The 24307-nt window shown below is 39.2% G+C and carries 22 protein-coding genes and 1 riboswitch; of the genes, 19 read left to right on the top strand and 3 right to left on the bottom strand.

Translation table 11 applies throughout. From position 1 onward, the window contains the following. Positions 1 to 509 precede the first annotated feature (509 nt). Both SAY88_RS22495 and SAY88_RS22490 read left to right on the top strand, forming a co-directional pair. Complete coding sequence (locus tag SAY88_RS22495) at positions 510 to 1676, top strand: stage II sporulation protein P (protein WP_332634509.1); 1167 nt, start codon at positions 510 to 512, stop codon at positions 1674 to 1676. Positions 1677 to 1691: 15 nt separating this feature from the next. Continuing rightward, on the top strand, positions 1692 to 2027 hold the full coding sequence (locus SAY88_RS22490) for a DUF3679 domain-containing protein (RefSeq protein WP_332634508.1): 336 nt from the start codon (positions 1692 to 1694) through the stop codon (positions 2025 to 2027). A 122-nt stretch (positions 2028 to 2149) separates the two neighbouring features. Here the strand turns inward: SAY88_RS22490 and SAY88_RS22485 are convergent, their stop codons facing one another. Then, on the bottom strand, positions 2150 to 2341 hold the full coding sequence (locus SAY88_RS22485; protein ID WP_332634506.1) for an ATP-binding protein: 192 nt from the start codon (positions 2339 to 2341) through the stop codon (positions 2150 to 2152). 221 nt (positions 2342 to 2562) lie between these two features. On the opposite strand from SAY88_RS22485, the gene lepA reads away from it, so the two are divergent. The 17 genes from lepA (at position 2563) to SAY88_RS22400 (ending at position 22216) form a co-directional block, all read left to right on the top strand. Next, positions 2563 to 4383: a translation elongation factor 4 gene (lepA, locus tag SAY88_RS22480; RefSeq protein WP_332634505.1), complete on the top strand. Its 1821-nt coding sequence runs from the start codon at positions 2563 to 2565 to the stop codon at positions 4381 to 4383. 60 nt (positions 4384 to 4443) lie between these two features. Further along, positions 4444 to 5589, top strand: a complete 1146-nt coding sequence (gene hemW, locus SAY88_RS22475) for a radical SAM family heme chaperone HemW (protein WP_332634503.1) — start codon at positions 4444 to 4446, stop codon at positions 5587 to 5589. A gap of 137 nt (positions 5590 to 5726) precedes the next feature. Then, positions 5727 to 6758 (top strand): heat-inducible transcriptional repressor HrcA, encoded by a 1032-nt coding sequence (gene hrcA / locus SAY88_RS22470; RefSeq protein WP_332634502.1) that lies wholly within the window; start codon positions 5727 to 5729, stop codon positions 6756 to 6758. A 96-nt stretch (positions 6759 to 6854) separates the two neighbouring features. Beyond that, complete coding sequence (gene grpE, locus SAY88_RS22465; protein ID WP_332634500.1) at positions 6855 to 7403, top strand: nucleotide exchange factor GrpE; 549 nt, start codon at positions 6855 to 6857, stop codon at positions 7401 to 7403. A gap of 55 nt (positions 7404 to 7458) precedes the next feature. Then, the gene (dnaK, locus tag SAY88_RS22460) at positions 7459 to 9300 is read left to right on the top strand and encodes a molecular chaperone DnaK (RefSeq protein ID WP_332634498.1); all 1842 of its coding nucleotides are present in this window, start codon (positions 7459 to 7461) and stop codon (positions 9298 to 9300) included. Between the two features lie 212 nt (positions 9301 to 9512). Then, positions 9513 to 10625: a molecular chaperone DnaJ gene (gene dnaJ / locus SAY88_RS22455; RefSeq protein WP_332634496.1), complete on the top strand. Its 1113-nt coding sequence runs from the start codon at positions 9513 to 9515 to the stop codon at positions 10623 to 10625. A 25-nt stretch (positions 10626 to 10650) separates the two neighbouring features. Beyond that, positions 10651 to 11589: a 50S ribosomal protein L11 methyltransferase gene (gene prmA / locus SAY88_RS22450; RefSeq protein WP_332634510.1), complete on the top strand. Its 939-nt coding sequence runs from the start codon at positions 10651 to 10653 to the stop codon at positions 11587 to 11589. A gap of 64 nt (positions 11590 to 11653) precedes the next feature. Further along, complete coding sequence (locus tag SAY88_RS22445) at positions 11654 to 12406, top strand: 16S rRNA (uracil(1498)-N(3))-methyltransferase (RefSeq protein WP_332634494.1); 753 nt, start codon at positions 11654 to 11656, stop codon at positions 12404 to 12406. Between the two features lie 5 nt (positions 12407 to 12411). Continuing rightward, entirely contained in the window at positions 12412 to 13761 is a 1350-nt protein-coding gene (mtaB, locus tag SAY88_RS22440) for a tRNA (N(6)-L-threonylcarbamoyladenosine(37)-C(2))-methylthiotransferase MtaB (protein WP_332634492.1), read from the top strand. Between the two features lie 147 nt (positions 13762 to 13908). After that, positions 13909 to 14013, top strand: a riboswitch (TPP riboswitch). A gap of 90 nt (positions 14014 to 14103) precedes the next feature. Continuing rightward, entirely contained in the window at positions 14104 to 15222 is a 1119-nt protein-coding gene (locus tag SAY88_RS22435) for a LuxE/PaaK family acyltransferase (RefSeq protein ID WP_332634490.1), read from the top strand. Next, a complete protein-coding gene (locus SAY88_RS22430; protein ID WP_332634489.1) occupies positions 15219 to 16694 on the top strand; it encodes an acyl-CoA reductase in 1476 nt (491 codons plus the stop codon). The genes SAY88_RS22435 and SAY88_RS22430 overlap by 4 nt, the downstream gene beginning before the upstream one ends. A 14-nt stretch (positions 16695 to 16708) precedes the next feature. Next, entirely contained in the window at positions 16709 to 17467 is a 759-nt protein-coding gene (locus tag SAY88_RS22425; RefSeq protein WP_332634488.1) for an ABC transporter ATP-binding protein, read from the top strand. 2 nt (positions 17468 to 17469) lie between these two features. Further along, positions 17470 to 18237, top strand: a complete 768-nt coding sequence (locus SAY88_RS22420) for an ABC transporter permease (RefSeq protein WP_332634487.1) — start codon at positions 17470 to 17472, stop codon at positions 18235 to 18237. Further along, positions 18234 to 19280, top strand: coding sequence for an ABC transporter substrate-binding protein (locus tag SAY88_RS22415; RefSeq protein WP_332634485.1), 1047 nt, complete (start codon positions 18234 to 18236; stop codon positions 19278 to 19280). Before SAY88_RS22420 ends, SAY88_RS22415 begins: the two co-directional genes overlap by 4 nt. An 8-nt stretch (positions 19281 to 19288) precedes the next feature. After that, positions 19289 to 20065, top strand: a complete 777-nt coding sequence (locus tag SAY88_RS22410; protein WP_332634483.1) for a 3-oxoacyl-ACP reductase — start codon at positions 19289 to 19291, stop codon at positions 20063 to 20065. A gap of 146 nt (positions 20066 to 20211) precedes the next feature. Continuing rightward, complete coding sequence (gene deoC, locus SAY88_RS22405) at positions 20212 to 20886, top strand: deoxyribose-phosphate aldolase (RefSeq protein ID WP_332634482.1); 675 nt, start codon at positions 20212 to 20214, stop codon at positions 20884 to 20886. Positions 20887 to 21013: 127 nt separating this feature from the next. Beyond that, positions 21014 to 22216, top strand: coding sequence for a redoxin domain-containing protein (locus SAY88_RS22400; RefSeq protein ID WP_332634480.1), 1203 nt, complete (start codon positions 21014 to 21016; stop codon positions 22214 to 22216). Positions 22217 to 22443: 227 nt separating this feature from the next. Here SAY88_RS22400 and ymzB read toward each other — a convergent pair whose 3' ends face one another. Both ymzB and gbsB read right to left on the bottom strand, forming a co-directional pair. Continuing rightward, the gene (gene ymzB, locus SAY88_RS22395; protein WP_332634478.1) at positions 22444 to 22800 is read right to left on the bottom strand and encodes a protein YmzB; all 357 of its coding nucleotides are present in this window, start codon (positions 22798 to 22800) and stop codon (positions 22444 to 22446) included. Positions 22801 to 22974: 174 nt separating this feature from the next. Then, the gene (gene gbsB, locus SAY88_RS22390) at positions 22975 to 24183 is read right to left on the bottom strand and encodes a choline dehydrogenase (protein WP_332634476.1); all 1209 of its coding nucleotides are present in this window, start codon (positions 24181 to 24183) and stop codon (positions 22975 to 22977) included. Between the last annotated feature and the right edge of the window lie 124 nt (positions 24184 to 24307).

Raw genomic sequence — 24307 nt, 5'->3', positions numbered from 1 at the left:
GAGGGATGAAGACCTTTTTTCATCATGAGGAAGAGAGGAAAGTCCAACATAGGAGGGATGAAGACCTTTTTTCATCATGAGGAAGAGAGGAAAGTCCAACATAGGAGGGATGAAGACCTTTTTTCATCACGAGGAAGAGAGGAAAGTCCATCATAGGAAGGATGAAGACCTTTTTCAACTTGAGGAGGGAGGTTTATCCTTCATACATAGGAAAGGGATCGATGTTCCCTTCTTTATTATTAGTGTTGTTAACCCCATCCATTATTTTTGTTTATATTATAGGAAAACAAGTCCAACCCCCTATCGTCCAAAACCCCAAATAACTTATTCGATTCCCAATCTAGAAAAGTTGACAAGAACTTGATGCTTCATCCTTCTTTTTCTTTTGATTTCTTTGTTCTAATCCCCTATCTAATCTCATAGTAGTGATGTAGAAGCTCCTTTACATTACAGCAATGGACAAATTTTGAGATGTACAAGCTATCTACACGAGGAGAAGGGATGGGCTTATGAAAAGAAATCACTTTCGTAGTTTTACAATTAATCGGACGAGCCTAAAGCGTTTAATAACTATGACCATTATAGGCATTATGGCTTTGTTTATTTTTACAGGAATGCTAACGTCGTTTGAACCTGGATATGGACTAGCCTCCAATCAAATACATGAATGGGCAAATAATATTAGTGGCGAGGATTTTGTTCATGTCTTAGGTATGGAAAATAAATTATTTACTCAGGCCTTGCCAGAAGGTAGTGAGCCTCCTAGTTTATCGAATATCGCTTTTCAAGTAGCTACAAGCATTAATCCAGATGATCCTCGAAGTTTACTGGGAAGGGAATTACCTGGATTTGCTTTATTTGACGGGCAGATCATTGTTGCAGGGGAAGGGATGGATTATACAACTTTACCAGTTGAATCAGCTCCGCCAATGGATGTCATGATGGCTGAGAGGGAAGCAACTCAAGAAAGTTTAGCTCAATTAGAAGAGATGGAAAAAGAAGCCCAACAAACACAAGGTGCTACAAATGGAGAGAAAATTGTTCATATCATTCACTCTCATAACACAGAATCGTTCTTACCTGAATTAGAAACTAATGTTCCTAACGAGGCGTTTCATAGGCAAATTAATATAACGTTAGTCGGTGAAAGGCTATCACAAGAGCTTGAAAAAAGGGGAATTGGTGTAGAGGTTGAAGAGAGGGATATTCAAGAAAACTTGGTTGGTAGAGGCTGGCAGTATTCACAGTCCTATGACGCCTCTCGAGAATTTGTGAAAGAAGCAATGGCTAACAACGAAAATTTAAAGTTTTTCTTTGATTTACACAGGGACACGATTCCTAGGGATAAGACAACTGTTACAATCAATGGTGAGGAATTTGCCCGTACAGTCTTTGTTATCGGAGGAAATCATGGGAATTATGAACAAAATATGCAATTGGCTAAAGAACTACATGGGTTGTTAGAAGAAAAGTACCCAGGTTTAAGTAGGGGTGTAATCTTTAAAGATGGTCCGCGCACAAACGGTAGATTTAATCAAGACCTTTCTACCAATTCGGTCCTAATTGAAATGGGTGGAATCTATAATAGTTTAGAAGAAACATATCGATCAGCAGAAGCAGTTGCAGAAGTATTCTCAGAATTTTATTTTAGTAGCGAAGCAGTAAATTCTCAGTAATAGGAGGAGATAATAGTGAAAAAATTACTTATGAGAGTTTCTCTAATTAGTATACTCCTATTGCTTGGTGCACTGTTTGGTGTTCAATTAATGAACGAAGAGCTTGGAATCTCACAACCTATTCCTCTCCAAGTAGAGAAGGAAGAAGCTAGCCCTAGCCCTACAAGAAATGTAAATGAACAACCAATGACTAAAAACGAATTAGTGGAAAAAAGGCAGTCAGTGGAAGAGGTAGGAAGGTTTAACTTTTTCTCCGACCTTGGAAACCATATAGCTGCAGGATTGAATTATGTCAGTCGAGCAGTTTTGTCACAAATCATGTCTTTTGTTGATAATGTTCTTAATGGATAGCGAAGTACTAAGGTAATGGGAGATATCGCAGGCGACATCTCCTTTTTACGTTAAATGAATCACCGATTGTTGGAGCCCAAGATGTCCCAATAATTACTTGGAGAATAAAGAGGACAAAATGATTAATCAAATCCGTGAGCGGTTGTTGGAACTCCAGACCCATATCCCGCTATAGGTGCTTCGCAATCACTATAGCATGCATCATACTCATAGTCTGTAGCTGGTGTTGCAGTTGTACTGAAACCCAATTCTGCTGCCGGAGATGATGCAGCCTCCGTACCTGCTCCAGTTATTGCTCCCCCATAAAATAACATGTTAGTCAAACCACCTTTTTAAGAAGATACTTTCAATGTATGCAAATAAATACTATGTGAGAGAGCTATAAGCGTAAAATGTTATAGGATTGAGCCCAATTATTGGGTGATCTTCATCTAGAAGTTTCACGATTTGACATGAAGTTTTGTTGCCTGACACTTAAACGATTGGTATAATTAAAAATAGTGTACTTGTACGAGAATGTAGGAGTGATCATGTCATGAACAAAGAACAAAGGCTAGCACGTCAGGCGAAGATACGAAATTTTTCTATCATTGCCCATATAGACCACGGGAAGTCGACGCTTGCTGACCGTATTTTAGAAAAAACGGGAGCACTTACTGAACGTGAAATGAAAGAACAAACGCTCGATGCGATGGATTTGGAGAGAGAGCGCGGAATTACAATTAAACTTAACGCTGTTCAGCTTACTTACAAAGCTAAAGACGGCGAAGAATATATTTTTCATTTAATTGATACACCAGGACACGTAGATTTCACGTATGAAGTGTCACGAAGTTTGGCTGCGTGTGAAGGGGCTTTACTCATTGTAGATGCGGCTCAAGGAATTGAAGCACAGACGCTTGCAAATGTATATTTAGCACTAGATAATGACTTGGAGATTTTGCCGGTTATTAATAAAATTGACTTGCCTAGTGCTGAGCCTGATCGAGTGAAGCAGGAGGTTGAAGATGTTATCGGATTGGATACATCTGAAGCGGTATTAGCTTCTGCTAAGAACGGAATTGGGATTGAAGAAATATTAGAACAAGTAGTGGAGAAAGTTCCAGCGCCACAAGGTGACCCTGAAGCACCGTTAAAAGCACTAATCTTTGACTCACTTTATGATTCTTATCGTGGGGTAGTTGCGTATATTCGTATTGTTGAAGGTACAGTTAAGCCTGGCCAAAAAATTAGGATGATGGCAACAGGAAAAGAGTTTGAAGTAAATGAGATTGGTGTATTCACACCTAAAGCGGAAAAACGTGATGAACTGACTGTTGGAGATGTAGGATTCTTATCGGCAGCGATTAAAAATGTAGGCGATACTCGTGTGGGTGATACGATTACAAGCGCTGCAAATCCTGCACCTGAGCCTTTGCCTGGTTACCGTCGTATGAATCCGATGGTGTACTGTGGATTGTACCCAATTGACACAAATGAATACAATGATTTACGAGAAGCATTAGAGCGTCTTGAGCTAAATGATGCATCGTTGCAATATGAGCCTGAAACATCACAAGCATTAGGATTTGGTTTCCGCTGTGGTTTCTTAGGGTTGCTTCATATGGAAATTATTCAAGAGCGAATTGAGCGCGAATTTGGTATTACATTAATTACGACGGCTCCAAGTGTTATTTATCGAGTGAAGACAACAAATGGGGAAGAAATAAGAATTGATAATCCATCAAACATGCCAGATGCTCAGAAGATCGATGATGTCGAAGAGCCTTATGTAAAAGCACAAATTATGGTGCCAAACGATTTCGTAGGATCTGTCATGGAACTTTGCCAAGGTAAGCGCGGAATTTTCATTGATATGCAATATCTTGATGCGAATCGTGTACAAATCGTTTATGAAATTCCGTTGTCAGAAATTGTTTATGATTTCTTTGATCAATTGAAGTCTAATACAAAAGGTTATGCATCTTTTGATTATGAATTAATCGGGTATAAATCATCTAGACTTGTAAAAATGGACATTCTTTTAAATGGGGAAACAGTGGATGCCTTATCGGTAATTGTTCATCGTGATTTTGCATATGAACGTGGAAAAGTCATTGTTGAAAAATTAAAAGAATTAATCCCACGTCAACAATTTGAAGTGCCAGTTCAAGCGAGTATTGGCCAAAAGATTATTGCTCGTTCAACGATTAAAGCCATTCGTAAAAACGTACTTGCTAAATGTTACGGGGGAGATATCTCACGTAAACGTAAGCTACTTGAAAAGCAAAAAGAAGGTAAGAAGCGGATGAAATCAGTTGGGAACGTAGAGGTACCACAAGAAGCGTTTATGGCTGTTCTTCGAATGGATGATTAACAAACAACATGAACCGCAGGATTTCTTCCTGCGGTTTTGTCTATTAGAGGAGGAAGCAATTTGGTTACAGCTGCATATGTCCATATCCCGTTTTGTGAGCATATATGTCATTATTGCGATTTCAATAAAGTTTTTTTGAAAAATCAGCCGGTAGATGAATATATAGAAGCATTATTAAAAGAAATGAAACGAACAATGAAAGATACACCTGCATCAAGCTTGAAGACAGTTTATATAGGTGGTGGCACGCCGACAGCACTCTCGGCAGTGCAGCTGAATACTCTTTTAAAAGGAATGAAAGAAGTCCTTCCTTTAGATGACATTGAAGAATATACGATTGAAGTTAATCCCGATAGTATACAAGAGGAAAAGCTTGCCGTAATAAAAGAAAATGGGGTTAACCGACTTAGCATTGGTGTCCAAACCTTTAATGAATCATTACTTAAAGAGATTGGCCGAACCCATACGAAATCGAGTGTGGAAGATGCAATTAAAAGAAGTCGCCAAGCAGGCTTTACTAATATCTCCATAGATTTGATGTTTGGTTTACCGGGTCAACACCCAGCTCATTTTATCGAAACGATTAATAAAGCAATAAATTTAGAGATAGAACATATTTCAGCATACTCCTTAAAGGTTGAGGAAAAGACCGTGTTTTTCAATCGACAACGTCAAGGGAAGCTAACATTGCCTCCAGAAGAAGACGAAGTCATTATGTATGAGCAATTGTTAAAACGTACTCAGGAAGCTGAGTTCTTCCAATATGAAATTAGTAATTTCGCAAAAAAAGGATATGAAAGCAAGCATAACCTAGTGTACTGGAACAATGAAGAATACTATGGCTTTGGTGCAGGTGCTCACGGTTACGTGAACGGAATCAGATATCAAAATCATGGACCTATTCCAAAATATTTAAAGGCAGTAGAACAAGGTGCCTTACCGACTCTACATTCGCACAAAGTTAGTCTTATCGAGCGAATTGAAGAAGCAATGTTTATGGGGCTTCGAAAACGAGAAGGAGTCAATATAGACCACTTTGAACAACGGTATGGACGGTCGCTTCTTGATAGTTTCGCGCCACAGATTAAACTCCTAAAGGAACGGGGGTTAGTGATGATTCATGATGGAGCAATCCAATTGACAGAGGAAGGGCTACTCCTTGGTAATGAAGTGTTTGAACAGTTTATTGCTGTACTTGAATCTTGAAAAGAGTTACTTATGAAATAATACTTGTTCTTCATAGATAATTGAAGTTTATTTATTGACAAAAGCCTACCTATTTGGTACTTTATCATTAGATTTAGCACTCGAATGCAGTGAGTGCTAACAGAGGTGATGAGGGGATGTTAACAGATAGGCAATTGTTAATTCTGCATGCTATTGTTGATGATTATATCCGTTCTGCAGAGCCAGTTGGCTCACGAAGCATCTCCAAAAGAGATGATATTACGTTTAGTCCTGCGACGATTCGTAATGATATGGCTGATTTAGAGGAATTAGGTTTTTTAGAGAAACCTCATAGTTCAGCTGGACGAATCCCATCACAAAAGGGCTATCGTTATTATGTCGATAACCTTCTGATGCCTCATCATTTAACGGCTGATGAAGAGCTTGATATCCGTTCTATTTTTAACGAACGAATTCAAGAAGTTGAAGCGGTCATTCAACATTCTGCTCGGGTACTTTCGAATATGACTAGTTATATTTCCCTTGTGCTGGGGCCTGAAATGTTTGAAACTACGCTTAGGAATATTCAAATCATTCCACTAAGTAAGGGATCTGCAATCCTGATTCTCGTAACAGATACCGGTCATGTTGAAAATCAAACGATCGCTGTACCAGAGTCAATTGAAGCTTCTGATCTTGAACGGACAGTCAATATATTGAATGAGCGTTTGATGGGAGTACCCCTTTATAAGCTTAGAGATAAGGTGCATACAGAAGTGGGGAATGTGCTTCGTAATCACATTAAGGATTATGAACATGTTTTGAAGATGCTAGCTCCTTCTTTAGACGTTGAGAAACCAGAGAAAGTCTTCTACAGTGGCAAAACCAATATTTTGTCGCAACCTGAATTTAGAGATATTGATAAAGTTCGTATGCTTCTTAATATGCTAGAGGAAGATAAGACGATGCATCAAATTCTTCGGTCACCACACAGTGGTATTCAGGTGAAGATCGGTCAAGAGAACAAGTTGGAAGCTTTTGATAACTGTAGTTTGATTACAGCTTCTTATTCAATTGGCGGAAAGCATATGGGGACGATTGGCATACTTGGACCAACACGAATGGAGTATCGGCGAGTAATAGGTGTGGTAGATATATTATCAAAAGACTTAACAAAGCTATTAACAAACTTGTATCAACGAGGGTAAAAATGGTAATATTGACAATTAGTTGTGAAGATCTTCTTCGATAACTTTTTGTCATACTACATAGATTATAGTTAATTTTATTAGGAGGTGAACGAGTTGACAGAAAAAGAAACGCAAACGATGGAAGAAGAAGTTGTATCCGAGGAGAACGTGACGCCTGTTGATGAAGCAGAAGGTGCGGATCAAGAAGTAGAGGTAACTGAAGAGGATGCCCGTCTTGCAGAAATAGCAGAACTTAACAACCGTCTCCTAAGAGTTCAAGCTGATTATGATAATTTCCGTCGCCGCTCTCGTGAGGAAAAAGAAGCGGCTGCAAAATATAGATCTCAAAATGTTATTGAAGCTTTATTACCAGTAATTGATAACTTTGAGCGTGCCCTTCTAGTGAAACCTGAAACAGAAGAAGCGAAATCTCTTCTGCAAGGAATGGAAATGGTTTATCGTCAATTTCAAGATACATTAAAAAGTGAAGGTGTAGAAGTGATTGAAACGGTTGGCCAGCCATTTGACCCACATTTGCATCAAGCGGTTATGCAAGTAGAGGAAGAAGGGTTTGAATCAAATCAAATCGTGGAAGAATTGCAAAAAGGTTATAAATTAAAGGACCGTGTGCTAAGACCATCTATGGTCAAAGTAAACGCTTAGTCCTTTACATATAGAATAGAAAAAAGACAATCGTTGAATTGGAGGAATATAAATCATGAGTAAAATCATTGGTATTGATTTAGGTACAACGAACTCTTGTGTAGCTGTTATGGAAGGCGGCGAAGCAACAGTTATTCCAAATCCAGAAGGAAACCGTACTACACCTTCTGTTGTGGCATTTAAAGATGGTGAGCGTCTTGTTGGGGAAGTAGCTAAGCGTCAAGCAATTACAAATCCAAATACAATCATCTCTATTAAGCGTCATATGGGTACAGACTACAAAGAAACGGTGGAAGGTAAGGACTACACTCCACAAGAAATCTCTGCAATCATCCTTCAAAAATTAAAATCTGATGCAGAAGCATATCTTGGTGAAACGGTAACGAAGGCTGTTATTACAGTACCTGCTTATTTCAATGATTCACAACGCCAAGCAACAAAGGATGCTGGTAAAATTGCAGGTCTTGAAGTTGAGCGTATTGTGAATGAGCCGACAGCTGCCGCACTTGCATACGGGTTAGAAAAAGAAGAAGACCAAACAATCCTTGTTTATGACCTTGGTGGTGGTACGTTTGACGTATCGATTCTAGAACTTGGCGATGGCTTCTTTGAAGTTAAAGCAACTTCAGGTGATAACAAACTTGGTGGAGATGACTTTGACCAAGTCATTATTGACCACCTTGTAGAGCAATTCAAAAAAGACAACGGCATTGATTTATCTCAAGATAAAATGGCGATGCAACGTCTAAAAGACGCAGCTGAAAAAGCGAAGAAAGATCTTTCTGGTGTAACACAAACTCAAATCTCTCTTCCATTCATTACTGCTGATGCTACTGGTCCTAAGCACTTAGAGTTAAGCTTGAGCCGTGCAAAATTCGAGGAGCTTTCTGCTGATCTAGTAGAACGTACACTTGGACCAACTCGTCGTGCTCTTTCTGATGCAGGTCTTTCTGCTAGTGAAATTGATAAAGTTGTACTAGTTGGTGGATCGACACGTATTCCTGCCGTTCAAGCAGAAATCAAGAAATTAACTGGAAAAGATCCACACAAAGGTGTAAATCCAGATGAAGTTGTTGCACTTGGTGCAGCTGTTCAAGCAGGTGTCTTAACAGGTGATGTTAAAGATGTTGTTCTTCTTGACGTAACACCACTTTCACTAGGGATTGAGACAATGGGTGGTGTATTTACAAAGCTAATTGAGCGTAATACAACAATTCCAACGTCTAAATCCCAAACGTTCTCTACAGCGGCAGATAATCAGCCTTCAGTAGATATTCATGTGCTTCAAGGTGAGCGTGAAATGGCAGCTTACAACAAAACGCTTGGCCGTTTCCAATTAACCGATATTCCGCCGGCACCACGTGGTGTTCCGCAAATTGAAGTAACGTTTGATATCGATGCGAACGGTATCGTAAATGTAAAAGCAAAAGATCTTGGTACGAATAAAGAACAATCTATTACGATTACTTCTTCTTCAGGTTTATCTGATGATGAAATCGAAAAAATGGTAAAAGACGCTGAGGCGAACGCTGAAGAAGATAAGAAGCGTCGCGAAGAAGTTGAGCTTCGTAATGAAGCAGATCAACTAGTATTCACTACTGAAAAAACTCTTAAAGATCTTGGCGATAACGTTGAGCAAGAGGAAAAAGATAAAGCTGAAGCAGCAAAAGATAAGCTAAAAGCAGCCATTGAGTCTGATAACATTGACGAAATTCGTACAGCAAAAGATGAGCTTCAAGAAATCGTTATGGCTCTATCTACAAAGATGTATGAGCAAGCAGCTCAAGCTGCACAAGCGGCACAAGGTGCTGAAGGTACAGACGCTGGTGCAAACCAAGCGGATGATAATGTTGTAGATGCTGACTACGAAGAAGTAAAAGAAGAAGAGAAAAAATAATCGTTCGATTGATAAATTGAACAAGGTCAATAGGTACTAGTAGTGTCTATGACGGATCAATGTAGAAAAGTCAAAGTCAGATTACATGACTTTGACTTTTTCTACGAATGTATACCAAAAAGAGGATAATAGTTCTTCTTTCCTGCATCTTGCGAACAAGGCTATGATGATGATAAGATGAACGTTATGGAAAAGAGTCGGGAGTGGATGACATGAGTAAACGAGATTACTATGAAGTCCTTGGTGTCGATCAAAATGCTTCAGTTGATGAAGTGAAAAAAGCGTACCGTAAATTGGCGCGTAAATATCACCCTGATGTCAATAAGGAAGCTGACGCTACGGAGAAATTTAAAGAAGTAAAAGATGCATACGATACATTAAGTGACCCACAAAAGAAAGCTCATTATGATCAATTTGGTCATACAGATCCTAATCAAGGATTTGGCGGTGGTGCTGGAGACTTCGGTGGAGGCTTTGGTGACATCTTTGATATGTTCTTTGGAGGCGGCGGGCGTCGTAACCCAAATGCACCACGTCAAGGGGCAGACTTGCAATATACAATGACACTTGATTTTAAAGAAGCTGTATTTGGAAAAGATACAGAAATTGAAATTCCAAGAGAAGAAACGTGTCAAACTTGTACAGGTTCAGGAGCAAAGCCTGGTACAAAGCCAGAAACATGTTCACATTGTGGAGGTTCTGGTCAATTAAATGTAGAGCAAAATACACCATTTGGTCGCGTCGTTAATCGCAGAGTTTGTCACCACTGTGAAGGTACAGGGAAATTTATTAAAAATAAATGTACAACTTGTGGTGGAAAAGGGAAAGTACGTAAACGTAAAAAGATTAGCGTGAAAGTACCAGCTGGTATTGATCATGGTCAGCAACTTCGTGTCTCTGGCCAAGGGGAAGCTGGAGTTAACGGAGGGCCTCCTGGGGACTTATATGTTGTCTTTAACGTAAAACCACATGAATTCTTTGATCGTGATGGTGATGATATTTATTGTGAAATGCCACTAACTTTCGCTCAAGTTGCGCTTGGCGATGAAATTGAAGTGCCAACATTGAACGGAAAAGTGAAGCTGAAAATTCCTGCAGGGACTCAAACAGGGACGAACTTCCGTTTACGTGGCAAAGGTGTGCCGAATGTTCATGGACGTGGCCAAGGGGATCAACATGTGAAAGTTCGTGTTGTTACACCTAAGAATTTAACCGAAAAAGAAAAAGATATGATTCGTGAATTTGCAAAAATGTCTGGTGGTCAGCCAGATGAACAGAATGATGGGTTTTTTGCAAAAGTTAGAAGAGCGTTTAAAGGTGATTAATTAAAAACTGGAGTTGGTAGAAATGATGAAATGGTCGGAATTTAGTATTCATACAACAGAGGAAGCGGTTGAGCCAGTCTGTAATATTTTGCATGAGGCTGGCGCAAGCGGAGTTGTCATTGAAGACTCAATTGATCTTGCAAAAGAGTGGGGCGATCGTTTCGGTGAAATCTACCAACTCTCTCCTGATGATTATCCAGAAGAGGGTGTTATTGTAAAAGCATACTTTCCGGTTAATAGTTTTTTAGCAGAAACGATTGATGAAATCAAAGAGTCAATAAATGGGTTACTTGCTTATGATATTGATCTTGGTTCGAACAAGGTTCAAATAGCCGAAGTACATGAGGAAGAGTGGGCAACAGCTTGGAAAAAATATTACAAGCCTGTAAAAGTTTCCAGCTCAATCACGATTACTCCAACTTGGGAAGAGTATGAGGCATCAGAGGATGAAACGATTATCGAACTTGATCCGGGTATGGCATTTGGAACAGGAACCCATCCAACGACTGTTCTTTGTATACAAGCACTTGATAAGGTGATTCAAGGCGGAGAAAAGGTTGTAGATGTTGGAACAGGGTCAGGTGTATTAAGCATCGCTGCGGCAAAGCTAGGGGCACAACGTACCTTAGCGCTTGATCTTGATTATGTAGCTGTCGAAAGTGCAGAACAAAATGTCGCGTTAAATCAAGTGGATAACACCGTAACGGTGAAACAGAATAATTTACTCGAAGGAATCGAGGGGCCATTTGATATCGTCGTAGCAAATATATTAGCAGAGGTTATTGTTCGATTTGTTCAAGATGCGGCAGCGGTTCTTAAGCCAAACGGAATTTATATTACATCAGGAATTATTAAGCGTAAGAAACAAGAAGTTAAAGATGCCCTCACAAGCGGTGGGTTTGTTATAGAAGAAATCGTTGAAATGGACGATTGGGTAGCTATAATTGCGAAAAAAGTAAGGTAATTAGGAGTCTCAACCCAATTTAGGTTTTCTCTTTTGGATTACCATTAAAGTGAGGAAGATGAAGATGCAACGATATTTTGTTAAGAAAGAGCAGATGACGGACAAAGTCGTTCATATCCTAGGTGAGGATGTAAAGCACATCTCAAAAGTGATGCGGATGGATGTTGGCGATGAGGTTATTTGTAGTGACAATCATTCTAGGACAGTGAAATGTCGTTTATCAAATCTTTCGGATAAGGAAATCATTGCCGACATAATAGAGACGCTCGACCCTAAAACAGAACTTCCTGTAAAAGTAACGATTGCACAAGGTCTTCCTAAAGGAGATAAGCTCGATTTAATTATTCAAAAAGGAACGGAGCTGGGCGCTTTTGCTTTTCTTCCCTTTTCCGCTGCTCGTTCAATCGTAAAGTGGGATCAAAAGAAAGCTGGCAAGAAAATTGAAAGGTTAGAAAAGATTGCAAAGGAAGCCGCGGAACAGTCGTATAGAGAACGCATTCCTGAGGTTCTAAATGTTCATTCTTTTACTGACTTAAAACAAAAAATCTCTTCGTATGATGTAGTCATCTTAGCATATGAAGAATCGGCAAAGCGTGGAGAACAAGTTCAGTTGGCTCAGCAGTTAGCATCAGTAACGCTTGGGCAGAAAGTTTTAGTGATTATCGGACCTGAAGGTGGAATCACTGAAGAAGAGCTTCGTCAATTAACTGAACAAGGTGCTATTGCTTGTGGATTTGGACCACGGATATTACGTACGGAAACGGCATCTCTTTATGTGCTTGCTGCGATTTCGTACCATTTCGAATTAATGAGGTGATATTAATGCCTACTGTTGCCTTTCATACATTAGGTTGTAAAGTAAATCATTACGAAACAGAAGCGATTTGGCAGCTGTTTCATAATGAAGGTTATGAAAAAGTTGATTTTGAAGCAACTTCAGATGTTTATGTCATAAATACATGTACAGTAACAAATACAGGCGATAAAAAAAGCCGACAAGTGATTCGTCGTGCAATCCGTAAAAATCCTGATGCCGTTATCTGTGTAACAGGGTGCTACGCTCAAACATCTCCTGCTGAAATTATGGCGATTCCTGGCGTCGATATTGTTGTCGGGACTCAAGACCGTGTGAAGATGCTTGAGTATATTGATCAGTTCAAACGTGAACGAGAACCAATTAACGGGGTAGGAAATATCATGAAGTCGCGTGTTTACGAAGAGCTTGATGTGCCAGCTTTTACTGATCGTACGCGTGCTTCTTTAAAAATCCAAGAAGGCTGTAACAATTTTTGCACATTTTGTATTATTCCATGGGCTCGTGGTTTGATGCGATCACGTGATCCACAGGAAATAATTAAACAAGCCGAACAGTTGGTTCATGCTGGTTATAAAGAGATTGTCTTAACCGGAATTCATACTGGTGGATATGGGGAAGACTTGAAAGATTACAGTCTTGCACGTTTACTTGAAGACTTAGAAAAAGTAGACGGATTAAAGCGAATCCGTATTTCATCGATTGAAGCTAGTCAATTAACTGATGAAGTTATTAATGTGATTGACCGTTCAAATAAAGTTGTGCGACATCTGCATATTCCATTGCAATCAGGGTCAAATACTGTGTTAAAACGTATGCGCCGTAAGTATACGATGGAATTCTTTGGTGAGCGTTTAGATCGTTTGAAAGAAGTTCTACCAGGACTTGCTGTAACTTCTGATGTGATCGTTGGATTTCCTGGAGAAACAGAAGAGGAGTTCCAAGAAACGTTTGATTTTATTGCTAAGCATAAGTTTAGTGAACTACATGTGTTTCCATATTCAAAGCGTACAGGGACACCTGCTGCTCGTATGGAAGATCAAGTTGATGAAGAGATTAAAAATGAACGTGTTCACCGTTTAATTGAATTATCTAATCAGCTAGCAAAAGAGTACGCATCGCATTTTGAAGGGGAAGTGCTTGAAGTAATTCCCGAAGAGCGTGATAAGGAAGATAAAAATAGCGGTTTATTCATCGGATATACCGACAACTATTTAAAAGTAAAAGTTCCTGCTACTGAAGATATGATTGGGAAGCTTGTAAAAGTAAAAATTACAAAAGCGGGTTATCCTTATAACGAGGGCGAATTCGTACGCGTGTTAGAGGAAGATGAGAGAGTACAAGTTGTGAATGGATAATAAAGGCCTCGGGGTAACTGAAGGCACTGAAAAAGGGAACATCACTTTTTCAGTGCCTTCGGGTAACTCAAGGCTTTTTTGCTGTTTGGACAACTATAGCGAGAAGACGTATTTAATGATATGATTTATTGAGCAACTATATTGAATTTTTACCACTAGGGGAGCCGAAGTTGGCTGAGATTAAAGCGTTGTTTTAAACCCTTTGAACCTGAACTATGTAATCATAGCGTAGGGAAGTGGACATCATTTAATCAGCTATATTTTGAGAAAACATAGTGAAGATTGATGACCGCTTTCGAGATAGGAAGCGGTTTTGTTAATGTTGAAGAGGAGTGTTAGATATTGTTAGCTACATATGAAACATTAAAACAAGAACTTAGAAAATTTATTAATCAACCTACTACGAACGATGAACAATTTAATCAAATGGCTCTGAATGTTTTTCAGTTCCAATATAACCACAACCAAACGTATCGAAAATTTTGTAGAAAACGTCGTGTCTCACCTAGAAACATTAAACACTTTTTAGAGATCCCTCCTGTACCGATTGATGCGTTTAAATTAACGACTTTATCAAGTCATCCATTGGAGAAAACAGAAGCGTTATTTATGACAAGCGGAACAACGAATCCCGAAAAAAAAGGTAAAAACTATCACCGAGATTTAGACATCTATGATTTATCTATGAAGACCTTTTTTAAGTTAGCGATTATCCCTGATCTTGAAAAGGTAAAAATGTTTGTTCTTTTTCCGGAAGAAGAAGTGTTGCCAAATTCGTCATTGGCACATTATTTACATATCGCTAAACAATCATTTGGAACAGAAGATAGTTTATACTTTTTTTCAAAAGATGAATTTCAAGTAGAGAAACTGGTTGAAGAACTACAAAAAACGGAAAAAAATAAGGAACCGGTTTTATTGATTGGAGCGACTTTTTCCTTTATTCATTTCTTAGATGAGTGTCGAAATAGAAATCTGAACTTTGAATTACCTGCTAAAAGTCGCTTAATGGATACAGGGGGAGCCAAAGGACGATCGCGAGAAATGGAACCAAATGAGTTTAAAACAGAGATGAGCAGGTTATTTTCGTTACCTTTAGAAAATTGCCTCAATATGTATGGAATGACAGAGTTAAGCTCTCAAATGTATGATGGAAACTTTCTTCATAACGAGGTTGAGTATCACAACCCAACGAAACATGCACCGCACTGGGTTAGAACGGTAGTCATGGATATCGAACGAATGGAGAAGAAACCCGTAGGAGAAAGAGGGATTATCGTTCACTATGATTTAGCAAATTTAAATTCAGTTATGGGCATTTTAACAGAGGATATAGGTGTCAGTGCGGGCGATGGATTTTATTTGTTAGGTCGAGCAGAAGGAGCAGAAGCAAAAGGGTGTTCATTAGCGGTTGAACAATTTCTAGCTTCGGCTCAACAATCAAGAGGGGATCTAGTATGATGATAAACTATACTTGTTATCATGCGCCATCCTCATGCGAGAACGACGTTGCTTCAGTTCCTTTTCAAAAGTTAACATTTGAAAATCATGGCAAAAAAATAGAATTATCGGTTCCACAAATCACTCCAGTTCTAATCGAGTCAGTCATGAACAAGTTGAAACAGCAACAGTTGGACTATTTGAGCACACTTCGGACGAATGACCTAATTGATGTGTTTGATCAAGCGATTGAAAGATGGCTAAACCCTGAGTATGAATTCAGAAAGCTAGCAGAGGAATTGTTACCGGTCATTACAGGCTATGATCATGAAATGATTCGTTTATTCCTAAGCCGGTATTTACGGCAATTTCGTAAAATGAAATTACAGCGGATGATTGATGAAGATTTTTCGAATCCGCTTGTATTGGATGAGTTCCGACCAAAAAAATCTGGAGGGATGTATCGAGCATATGGTCCTAGTGTCATCACCCATATCTTTTCCGGAAATGTTCCGGCTCTCCCGCTATGGAGTTTAGCTGCGGGTATCTTATTGAAGTCGGCTACACTTGGTAAAGTGTCTTCTTCTGAGCCGTTGTTTCCCGTGTTGTTTGCTAAAACTATTGCAGACATTGATCCTAAGTTAGGAGATTCACTAGCCATTCTTTGGTGGAAAGGTGGAAATCAATCATTAGAAGAGGTTAGTTTCCAAGCAACGGATGCCGTCATTGCTTATGGTGGAAAAGAAACGATTGAAACAGTTAGGAAGAAAGTACCTGCGCAGACAAGCTTTCATGCGCATGGTCATAAGGTTAGTTTTGGCCTGTTAACGAAAGAGTGTTTACAGACAACAAAAGCATGGCAAGCGGCAAAGCTTGCAGCTAGTGATGCGTCATGGTTTGATCAGCAAGGATGTCTTTCTCCGCATGTTTTTTTTATTGAGCGAGGAGGAGCATATTCACCGCGAGATTTTGCCCAAATGTTAGCCAATGAGATGAATAATTTTCAGGAAACTCATCCTCGTGCCCAATTAACAGATGAAGAACACCAGGCAATCACCAAACTACGGACAACGATTGAATTTGAGAGCTTTGAAGATTCTAATCTCGCTCTTTTAAAAAGTGAGAATGGGACTGACTGGACTGTTGTCTACCGTGAACGGATTGAGAATAAACAGTTTCCGTTTTCTCCACTAAACCGATTTGTCACCGTTGTTCCAATCGACAACGTGAATGAAGTGAAGGATTATCTTAGTCAGGTGAAGGGCTTTGTTCAAACAGTTGGAGTTGGATGCACTCCTCAATCTTACTTTTCGATTGTTCACCTTTTAGGAGAATATGGTGTCAATCGAATTTGTGCATTAGGCTCTATGCCACAACCTGAACCTGGCTGGCATCATGATGGTCGGTTTCATTTAGCTGATTTAGTCAGATTTTGTGATGTAGAATCTACATTAGAAGAACAAATGGATCTATTTGATGTATTTAGAGATTAAGGGAAGTGACAAAGATGACGATTATTACGTGTCGAGACATTACCCTACAATTTAACCGAGATCAGGCACCTATACTAGATCAGGTTCATCTAGAAATCCAAGAGGGTGAATTCGTTAGTATTATTGGGAAAAGTGGAAGTGGAAAGACGACGCTTTTGCAAATGATTGGCGGCTTGTTGACTCCGACAAAAGGTGAGGTTAACGTGTTAGGGCAGGTGACTTCTGAGCCACTTGATGAAATTACATACGTATTTCAAAAACCTGTTCTTTTAGAATGGAGAAATGTGATAGAGAATGTTCTCATGCCAATTGAATTAAAAAGGAAACCAAATCAACAGGATGTAGATAAGGCGACAGAAGTACTTGCTTCTGTTGGTTTAGGTAAGCATCACAACAAATATCCTCATGAATTGTCAGGTGGAATGATGTCTCGTGTAACCTTGGCGAGGGCTTTCATGATGGAGCCTAAAATTCTGTTAATGGACGAGCCTTTTTCGGCACTAGATGCGCTGACGAAAGAACAGCTTCAATTAGAACTGATGAAATTGACAAAGCAGTACAGGACGACTACTGTATTCATCACACATGATATTACAGAAGCAGCTTATTTGGCGGATCGAGTAATTTTGTTAGGTGGACAGCCAGCGCAGGTCAACCAAGAATTACAAGTTCCTTTTGCAAGACCTAGACCAAAGGAGTTAAAGTTTGATACCTCGTTTATTGAAATTGTGAAAGGCCTGCATAACTCGATTGAAGGGTTAGGTGGTCATTGAAAATGAAAGTGACAAAAATCTATTCACTTTTGCTATTTCTTGTTTTGCTTGTCTTTTGGGAAGTGGTTGTACATGTTAAAAATATTTCAAAAATCATCCTACCAGCCCCAACAGCTATTGGTGCCAACTTAATACAACATTTTCAAAGTGGATATTTTTATCCACATATTCTAGCGACGACTATTGAAGTATTCGGTGGATTTTTTGCAGGAACGATTCTTGGGATTGGAATGGGATTTTTAGTGGCGCAATCTAAGACGACGCAAGAAATTCTACAGCCGTACATCATTGCTTCACAGGCAATGCCAAAACTAGCTTTGGCACCTCTTTTAGTATTGTGGTTTGGCTTTGGATATACACCTAAAATTGTTATTGTAGCCCTTGTTTGTTTCTTTCCTTTATTTGAGAGTACTGTGACAGGACTTTCTCATGTTAGTCGAGATAAATTGGCGCTTTTTCGATCATTGAAAGCATCGCGTAGTCAAACTCTACTAAAACTTCGACTTCCAATAGCTATGCCTTACATATTCTCAGGATTGCGTGTTGCAGTCGTATTAAGTGTTGTCGGAGCTGTCGTAAGTGAATTTATTGGAGCGAATAAAGGATTAGGTGCTTTAATTATTGCATCTCAAGGAATGCTCGATACAACGTTAATGTTCTCTGTTTTTATTTTACTAACTGTTAAAGGAATTATATTGTATCAAGTAATCAATTGGGTTGAGGTTATCTTTTTTAAAAAATATAGTTATTCTAGGGGAGAAATGAAATGAAACTATTTATGAAAAAAATCGGTGCTGCCTTTTGTTTTGCCGCGCTTACTTTAAGTATTGCTGGTTGTGGAGCTGAAGAAGAACGAAATGAAGAAGAGAGTGAATTGCAAGAAGAAGTTGCAGAACAAACAATTGAAAGAATAAGAATGGCTTCTTGGAGCCAACCGATTACCGAACAAGCTAATATTTACTTAGCGGAAGAAAAAGGTTGGTTTGAAGATGCGGGAATCGACTTCGAGTTCATTCCTGGAGCTGGTGGAGGAGATGCAGTTCGTAATATCATTGCTGGCAATGCTGATATTGCTTTTGCGAATGTGGAAGCAGTTCTATTGGCGCTTGAACAAGGAGAGGAATTAAGAGTAATCTATAACATTTATCCTGAAAATGTCTTTAACTTAATATCACTGAAAGAAAGCAATATAACGAGCATGGAAGATTTACGTGGACAAGATATTGGTATATATAGTAGAAGCAGCGGAACGTATCAAAACCTGCTTGTGCTCTTGCATCAAGCTGGAATGAGCGAAGATGATGTGAACCTTATTGAAACGGGTGTACTAAATTTTGGTCCATTAATGAATAAACAAGTAGTAGCAACAGCAGCAACCGATACAGGATTGTTTGATGCACAGAGAAATGAATTAGGGGAAGTCGATGTGATTGAAGTAAAAGATGTACTTAATACTCCTGCTGATGTGTTTGTTGTTACAGAAGAAACGTTCCATGAAAGACAAGAAGCTCTCATTCGCTTCCTACAGGTGTATCGTGACAGTGTAGCGTATACGATGGAGCATCCAAAAGAAGCTGCTGAAGTTGCTGTCACTGCTGCTATAGATGGTCAAGATGTTGATAGAAATGTTGAAATTATTAACATCCGTAATCAAACATCAACAAATGAAGAAATTGCTGAAAAAGGATTGGGTTGGTTGAATGTAGATATTTTACAAGAAGTAGAGGTAACTTATTATGAGTTAGGTCTATTAAGCAAAAGAGTAAATATCGAAACAATTACAACGAATGAATTAGTAGAACAATTAAATTAGGTGATCGAATGGATATACAATTAGAACAAAAAGTCGTCCTTATTACGGGATCGAGTCGTGGAATTGGGGCAGCTGTTGCTACAAGCTTTGCAAAACAAGGAGCAACGGTTATTATTAACTACTTGAAGAGCAAAGAGAAGGCTGAGGAACTCGCTAATCACCTAATGGATACGTATAATATTGATGCTTTTACTGTACAAGGAGATGTGACAAGCGAGACAGATGTGAAAGATATGATTGACAACATAATAGCAGAATTTGATTCGATTGACATTGTAGTCAACAATGCATTACATGCATACACCTTTGATCCAGACAAAAGAAAACTTGCATGGGAGCTTGAATGGGAAGACTATCAACGCCAAATCGATGGAGCCTTAAAAGGGACATATAATGTATGTAAGCATGTTATCCCTTTTATGAAGGAAAGGAAATCTGGACGAATTATTAATATGATTAGTAATTTAGTTTATAGACCGATCGTTCCTTATCATGATTATAATACAGCTAAAGGGGCCGTGCTCGCATACTCTCAAAACCTAGCAGTCGATCTCGGTTCATTTGGAATTACCGTTAATTGTGTTGCGCCAGGCCTTGTCTATCCTACTGATGCAAGTCGAACGACAAAAGAGGAAGTGAAGGAGCTTATCAAAGGACAAACACCTCTACACCGGATTGCTAAGCCAGATGATGTTGTAGGGAGTGTACTATTCTTTGCTAGTGGCTGGTCATCTTTTGTTACAGGCCAATGTATGATCGTTGATGGAGGTTTTGTGATGAAATAAATGAGTGAAATGACGAGGAATGAGAGACTATAAAAAGAATAATCTTTCATTCAATACGTACATAGATGAAATTTCTCGTCACTCATGTATTTCTATGCTAGGCTATTGAAGGACAAATAACTTATGTAAAGAGAGGATGTTAACAATTGAGCAAGTCAATTGCGAATCTAATTGATCATACGGCATTAAAGCCAGATACAACGAAAGCACAAATTGAAACGTTATGTAGGGAGGCAAAAGAATACCAGTTTGCATCTGTATGTGTCAATCCTACATGGGTAAAGCTTGCTGCAGAATTGTTAATCGAAGCAGAACCCGTAAAGGTATGTACGGTAATTGGGTTCCCGCTCGGGGCATCGACACCAGAGGTAAAAGCTTTTGAAACAACAAATGCCATTGAAAATGGAGCAACAGAGGTAGATATGGTCATTAATATTGCTGCTCTAAAAGATAAAAATGATGAACTTGTTGAAAGAGATATTCGTGCAGTGGTAGATGCTGCAAAAGGTAAGGCATTAACAAAAGTTATCATTGAAACAAGTCTCTTAACTGATGATGAGAAAATACGTGCATGTGAGCTAGCGGTAAAGGCTGGGACAGATTATGTGAAAACATCAACTGGATTTTCAACTGGTGGTGCAACGGTAGAAGACATTGCATTAATGAGAAAAACAGTTGGACCAGATATTGGTGTAAAAGCTTCAGGTGGCGTTCGTGACCTTGCCGGTGCAAAAGCAATGGTTGAAGCAGGGGCTACTCGTATTGGTGCTAGTGCAGGTGTATCTATTGTAAATGGAGAGCAAGCAAATACTGATTATTAAGTATTAGACATCATACAACTTGGGGCCAAATCGGTAGGATTTGGTCTCTTGTTATGCCGATGGAAGCAACTTTTTTGACAAGTGCTAGCAAATGTTTGAACCTATTAGAGAAGGTAGGTGAAATTAGATGGACGGTATTTGGACAGTTGGTCCACTTATTATTAAGCAAGCTTGGCTAATGTTAGCATTCTTGTTTGTAGTTGGATTTCTTTTATCTAGTCAATTAGTAAAAGATCCAAAACGACCTCAAGTAGCGAAGGAAGTGTATTGGAATAGTATAGTTTATTTTTTTCTTGCTTATCAGCTGTCTTCCCTGTTTGTGTATCCGATGATTGCTATTGTTGACCCTATCGCTGTTTTGGCTATGCCAAGTGGAACAAATGAATGGCTTATCGCTTGGGGAGTAATAGCTATCTATGTATTTTGGAAAACGAGGAAAGAACATATAAGCAGTGATACTGTTTTTCTTCCGATTTTAGTTACTTATCTCGTTCTTGAAACCATCTATTTTTCGTTTTATCCTTTCAGTTCAGATGGGAATCCAGTTAGTTTTTATCAAACAATCGTTAACCTTATTTTATTGTTCCTGTTTTATTTCCAGCAGCAAAAAAGTGTCAGTGCTCAGCTGATTGTCATTCGATTAGCAATTCTTTATGGACTCTCAATTGGTGTGTTATCTCTCATCTTGCAAGTGAGAATGTTTGATGCTGCTGTCCCTAGTTGGTTTTATTTTCTAATATGCTTTATCGGTTTAGTAAGTTCAAAAAAGATCCGTTCAAGTGAAGGGACTATAAATAGAAATACTAAAAAGGGTTTGTTCACCCTATTCCTGCTTATCGGCATAAATGGGTGGGGTTCATTGGGTTTTTTAGATGAAGCAATGTTGAATCAGGGAAGTAAAGAAACGTTACAGATCGCAGTTGGGCAAACAGCTCCAGAGTTTGTACTGCAATCGCTTGAGGGAAAAGAGATCTCGCTTTCAGACTTTAAAGGACAAAGAGTTATGATTAACTTTTGGGCAACGTGGTGTCCCCCTTGCAGAGCAGAAATGCCCGATATGGAGAAATTTTACACAAATCATGAAGTTGTCCTTCTTGCGGTAAATGGGACGAATACAGAGGGTTCTCGTGACCATGTTAAGGATTTTGTATCGAATCTCAATTTAACATTTCCTGTCCTATTAGATGAACATGGTGAAATAGCTTCTCTTTATCAAATTGGACCAATCCCAACTTCATTATTTATTGATAAGAATGGCATCATATCGGACATTCATATAGGAGCAATGAATGAAGAGATGATGATTAGGAAGCTTCAAGCAATCAAATGAATCATGAATCTTAGAGGCTGTCTAAAAGGTCAAAGAGCGGACCTGTTTTAAGGTTTGGAATGGGGCTATCCCCTAAAAGTCCGGAACAGAAGTGGCAATGGCTCCGTTCGCTACGCGCCTTAAGAGGAGAAAACCACTCCTCTTAAGGATTTAAAAAGATGTAGCGACTCCGCTCATTGCTTCGAGGCTGTATCAAGGTCAAAGGACGGACCTTGTATACAGCCTCTTTAATTAGGGTAAATTTCATATAATGCTTTTTCGGTTTCTAGTTTTAATCCGTTAGCTTCTTTTGTAGTAACTATTCTGCCAAAAAGAGGTATTTCATAAGCGTTTTGTGGTAGGTCTTTCATTCCTTCTGCACTTTTAATGCTTCCTTCGCCATGTAGAACAAGTTCCTGACTCGGAATGTAATCGTCAATATTTGAATCGTTTTTTACAACAGAAATATGATCAAGTTGCAAAGTGACTTGATCAATATCAAAAATCTGCTGCAAACCCGTAGATAACTCGTTCTTTCGAATGAGCAATGTCTCTCCTTTATGAGACTCGAACCACTCTGATAATTCATGTAACTGTTGAGTCATAATCAACCTCCTTGGTGTGTATTCTTACTTTTCCCTTGTTATAAAATCTTCATTCTTTTTATTGTGATGAAAAACATATAAATTTTCATGCAGATAAAAAGCCACTTAGCATTCGGCTAAGTGGCTTCTCTTGTTTAACGGGGGGGGAGTTGAAAGTTTTCTGTTTGTATAAGATTAAAGGGTTTTAGGCACTTTGTTAAAGCAACGATTGTAGATCCAAACATAATCTTTCTCGCTAAGGTCACGAGGGTTACCAAATGTTTGTGGATCATTCATGGCTTCTTTTGCAAGACGTTCAGTCATGTCAGGAGAAACACCTTGCTCTTTGAGTGTTGGGATATCTAAATCTTCAACTAGTTCATACACCCAGTTTACACCTGCTTTTGCAGCTTCTTCTGTTGTCATGTTGTGTGTGTTAATACCTACAGCTTTCGCAACACGTGCAAAACGCTCAGGAGCACCTTTCCAGTTGTACTCCATTACTGGTCCCATCATCGCAGCTACAGCTTGACCGTGTGCAACAGGGATGATTCCACCAAGTGTTTGACTCATTGCATGAGCGGCACCAGCTGATTCACTTCCATAAGAAAGTCCAGCTAGCATAGCGGCTTGAGCCATTCCGTAACGCGCTTCTAAATCTGTGCCATCAGCATACGCACGACGGATGTATTTAGCAACGTACTCCATAGCAAGTAATGCTACTGCATCTGTTACAGGTTGTGCAAATTTCATTGTGTAACACTCGATTGCATGTGCTAGAGCATCTACACCAGTCATAGCTGTTACATGTGGAGGCATAGAAACATGTAGTTCAGGATCTAAAATTGTTAGATGAGCAGCAATTAATGGTCCACCTGTATTAAACTTAAATTCACGCTCTTCATCTGTAATTACCGCCCACTGAGTAACTTCCGAACCAGTTCCTGCAGTTGTAGGAATTGTAGTTAATGGAGGAATTCTGTTTTCAAGCGGCTTTTTACCTTCGGCTGCTTCATAATCAAGAACAGATCCTTCGTGTGTAGCTTCAACACCAATGGCCTTTGCAGTATCCATAGAGCTTCCTCCACCTACAGCTACAAGTCCGTCGCAACCTTCTGCTTTATAGACTGCTGAACCTTCATTTACTAAGCGTACTGGTGGATTAGGAACGACTTTATCGAACAATACAACTTCAATGCCAGCCGCTTGAAGGCTTTCGACAACTGGATTCGCAACTCCTGCATTGTAAATCCCAGGGTCAGTTACAAGCAAGGCTTTTGATACACCAAGATTCTTTACTTCATCACCAACATGTTTAATTGAACCGATTCCGTGTTTGATTGCAGTTGGAACCTCAAAAGTGTGGAATTTCATCATGTGTTCTATTTTCATGTTTAAGCTCATTATATATTCCTCCTAGAATTAATTGATTGTTTAATAGATTTATAACTTAAAAGGTCAAACCCGGACCTTAGGAAAGTGGGGGTGGCTCCGCACGCTGCACGTCTGAAGGAGAAGAGCACTCCTT

The sequence above is a fragment of the Halalkalibacter flavus genome (assembly GCF_036663575.1).
In the GTDB taxonomy this organism is placed as follows: Bacteria; Bacillota; Bacilli; order Bacillales; family Bacillaceae_D; genus Halalkalibacter; species Halalkalibacter flavus.
This window is presented reverse-complemented; position numbering and strand designations above follow the sequence as displayed.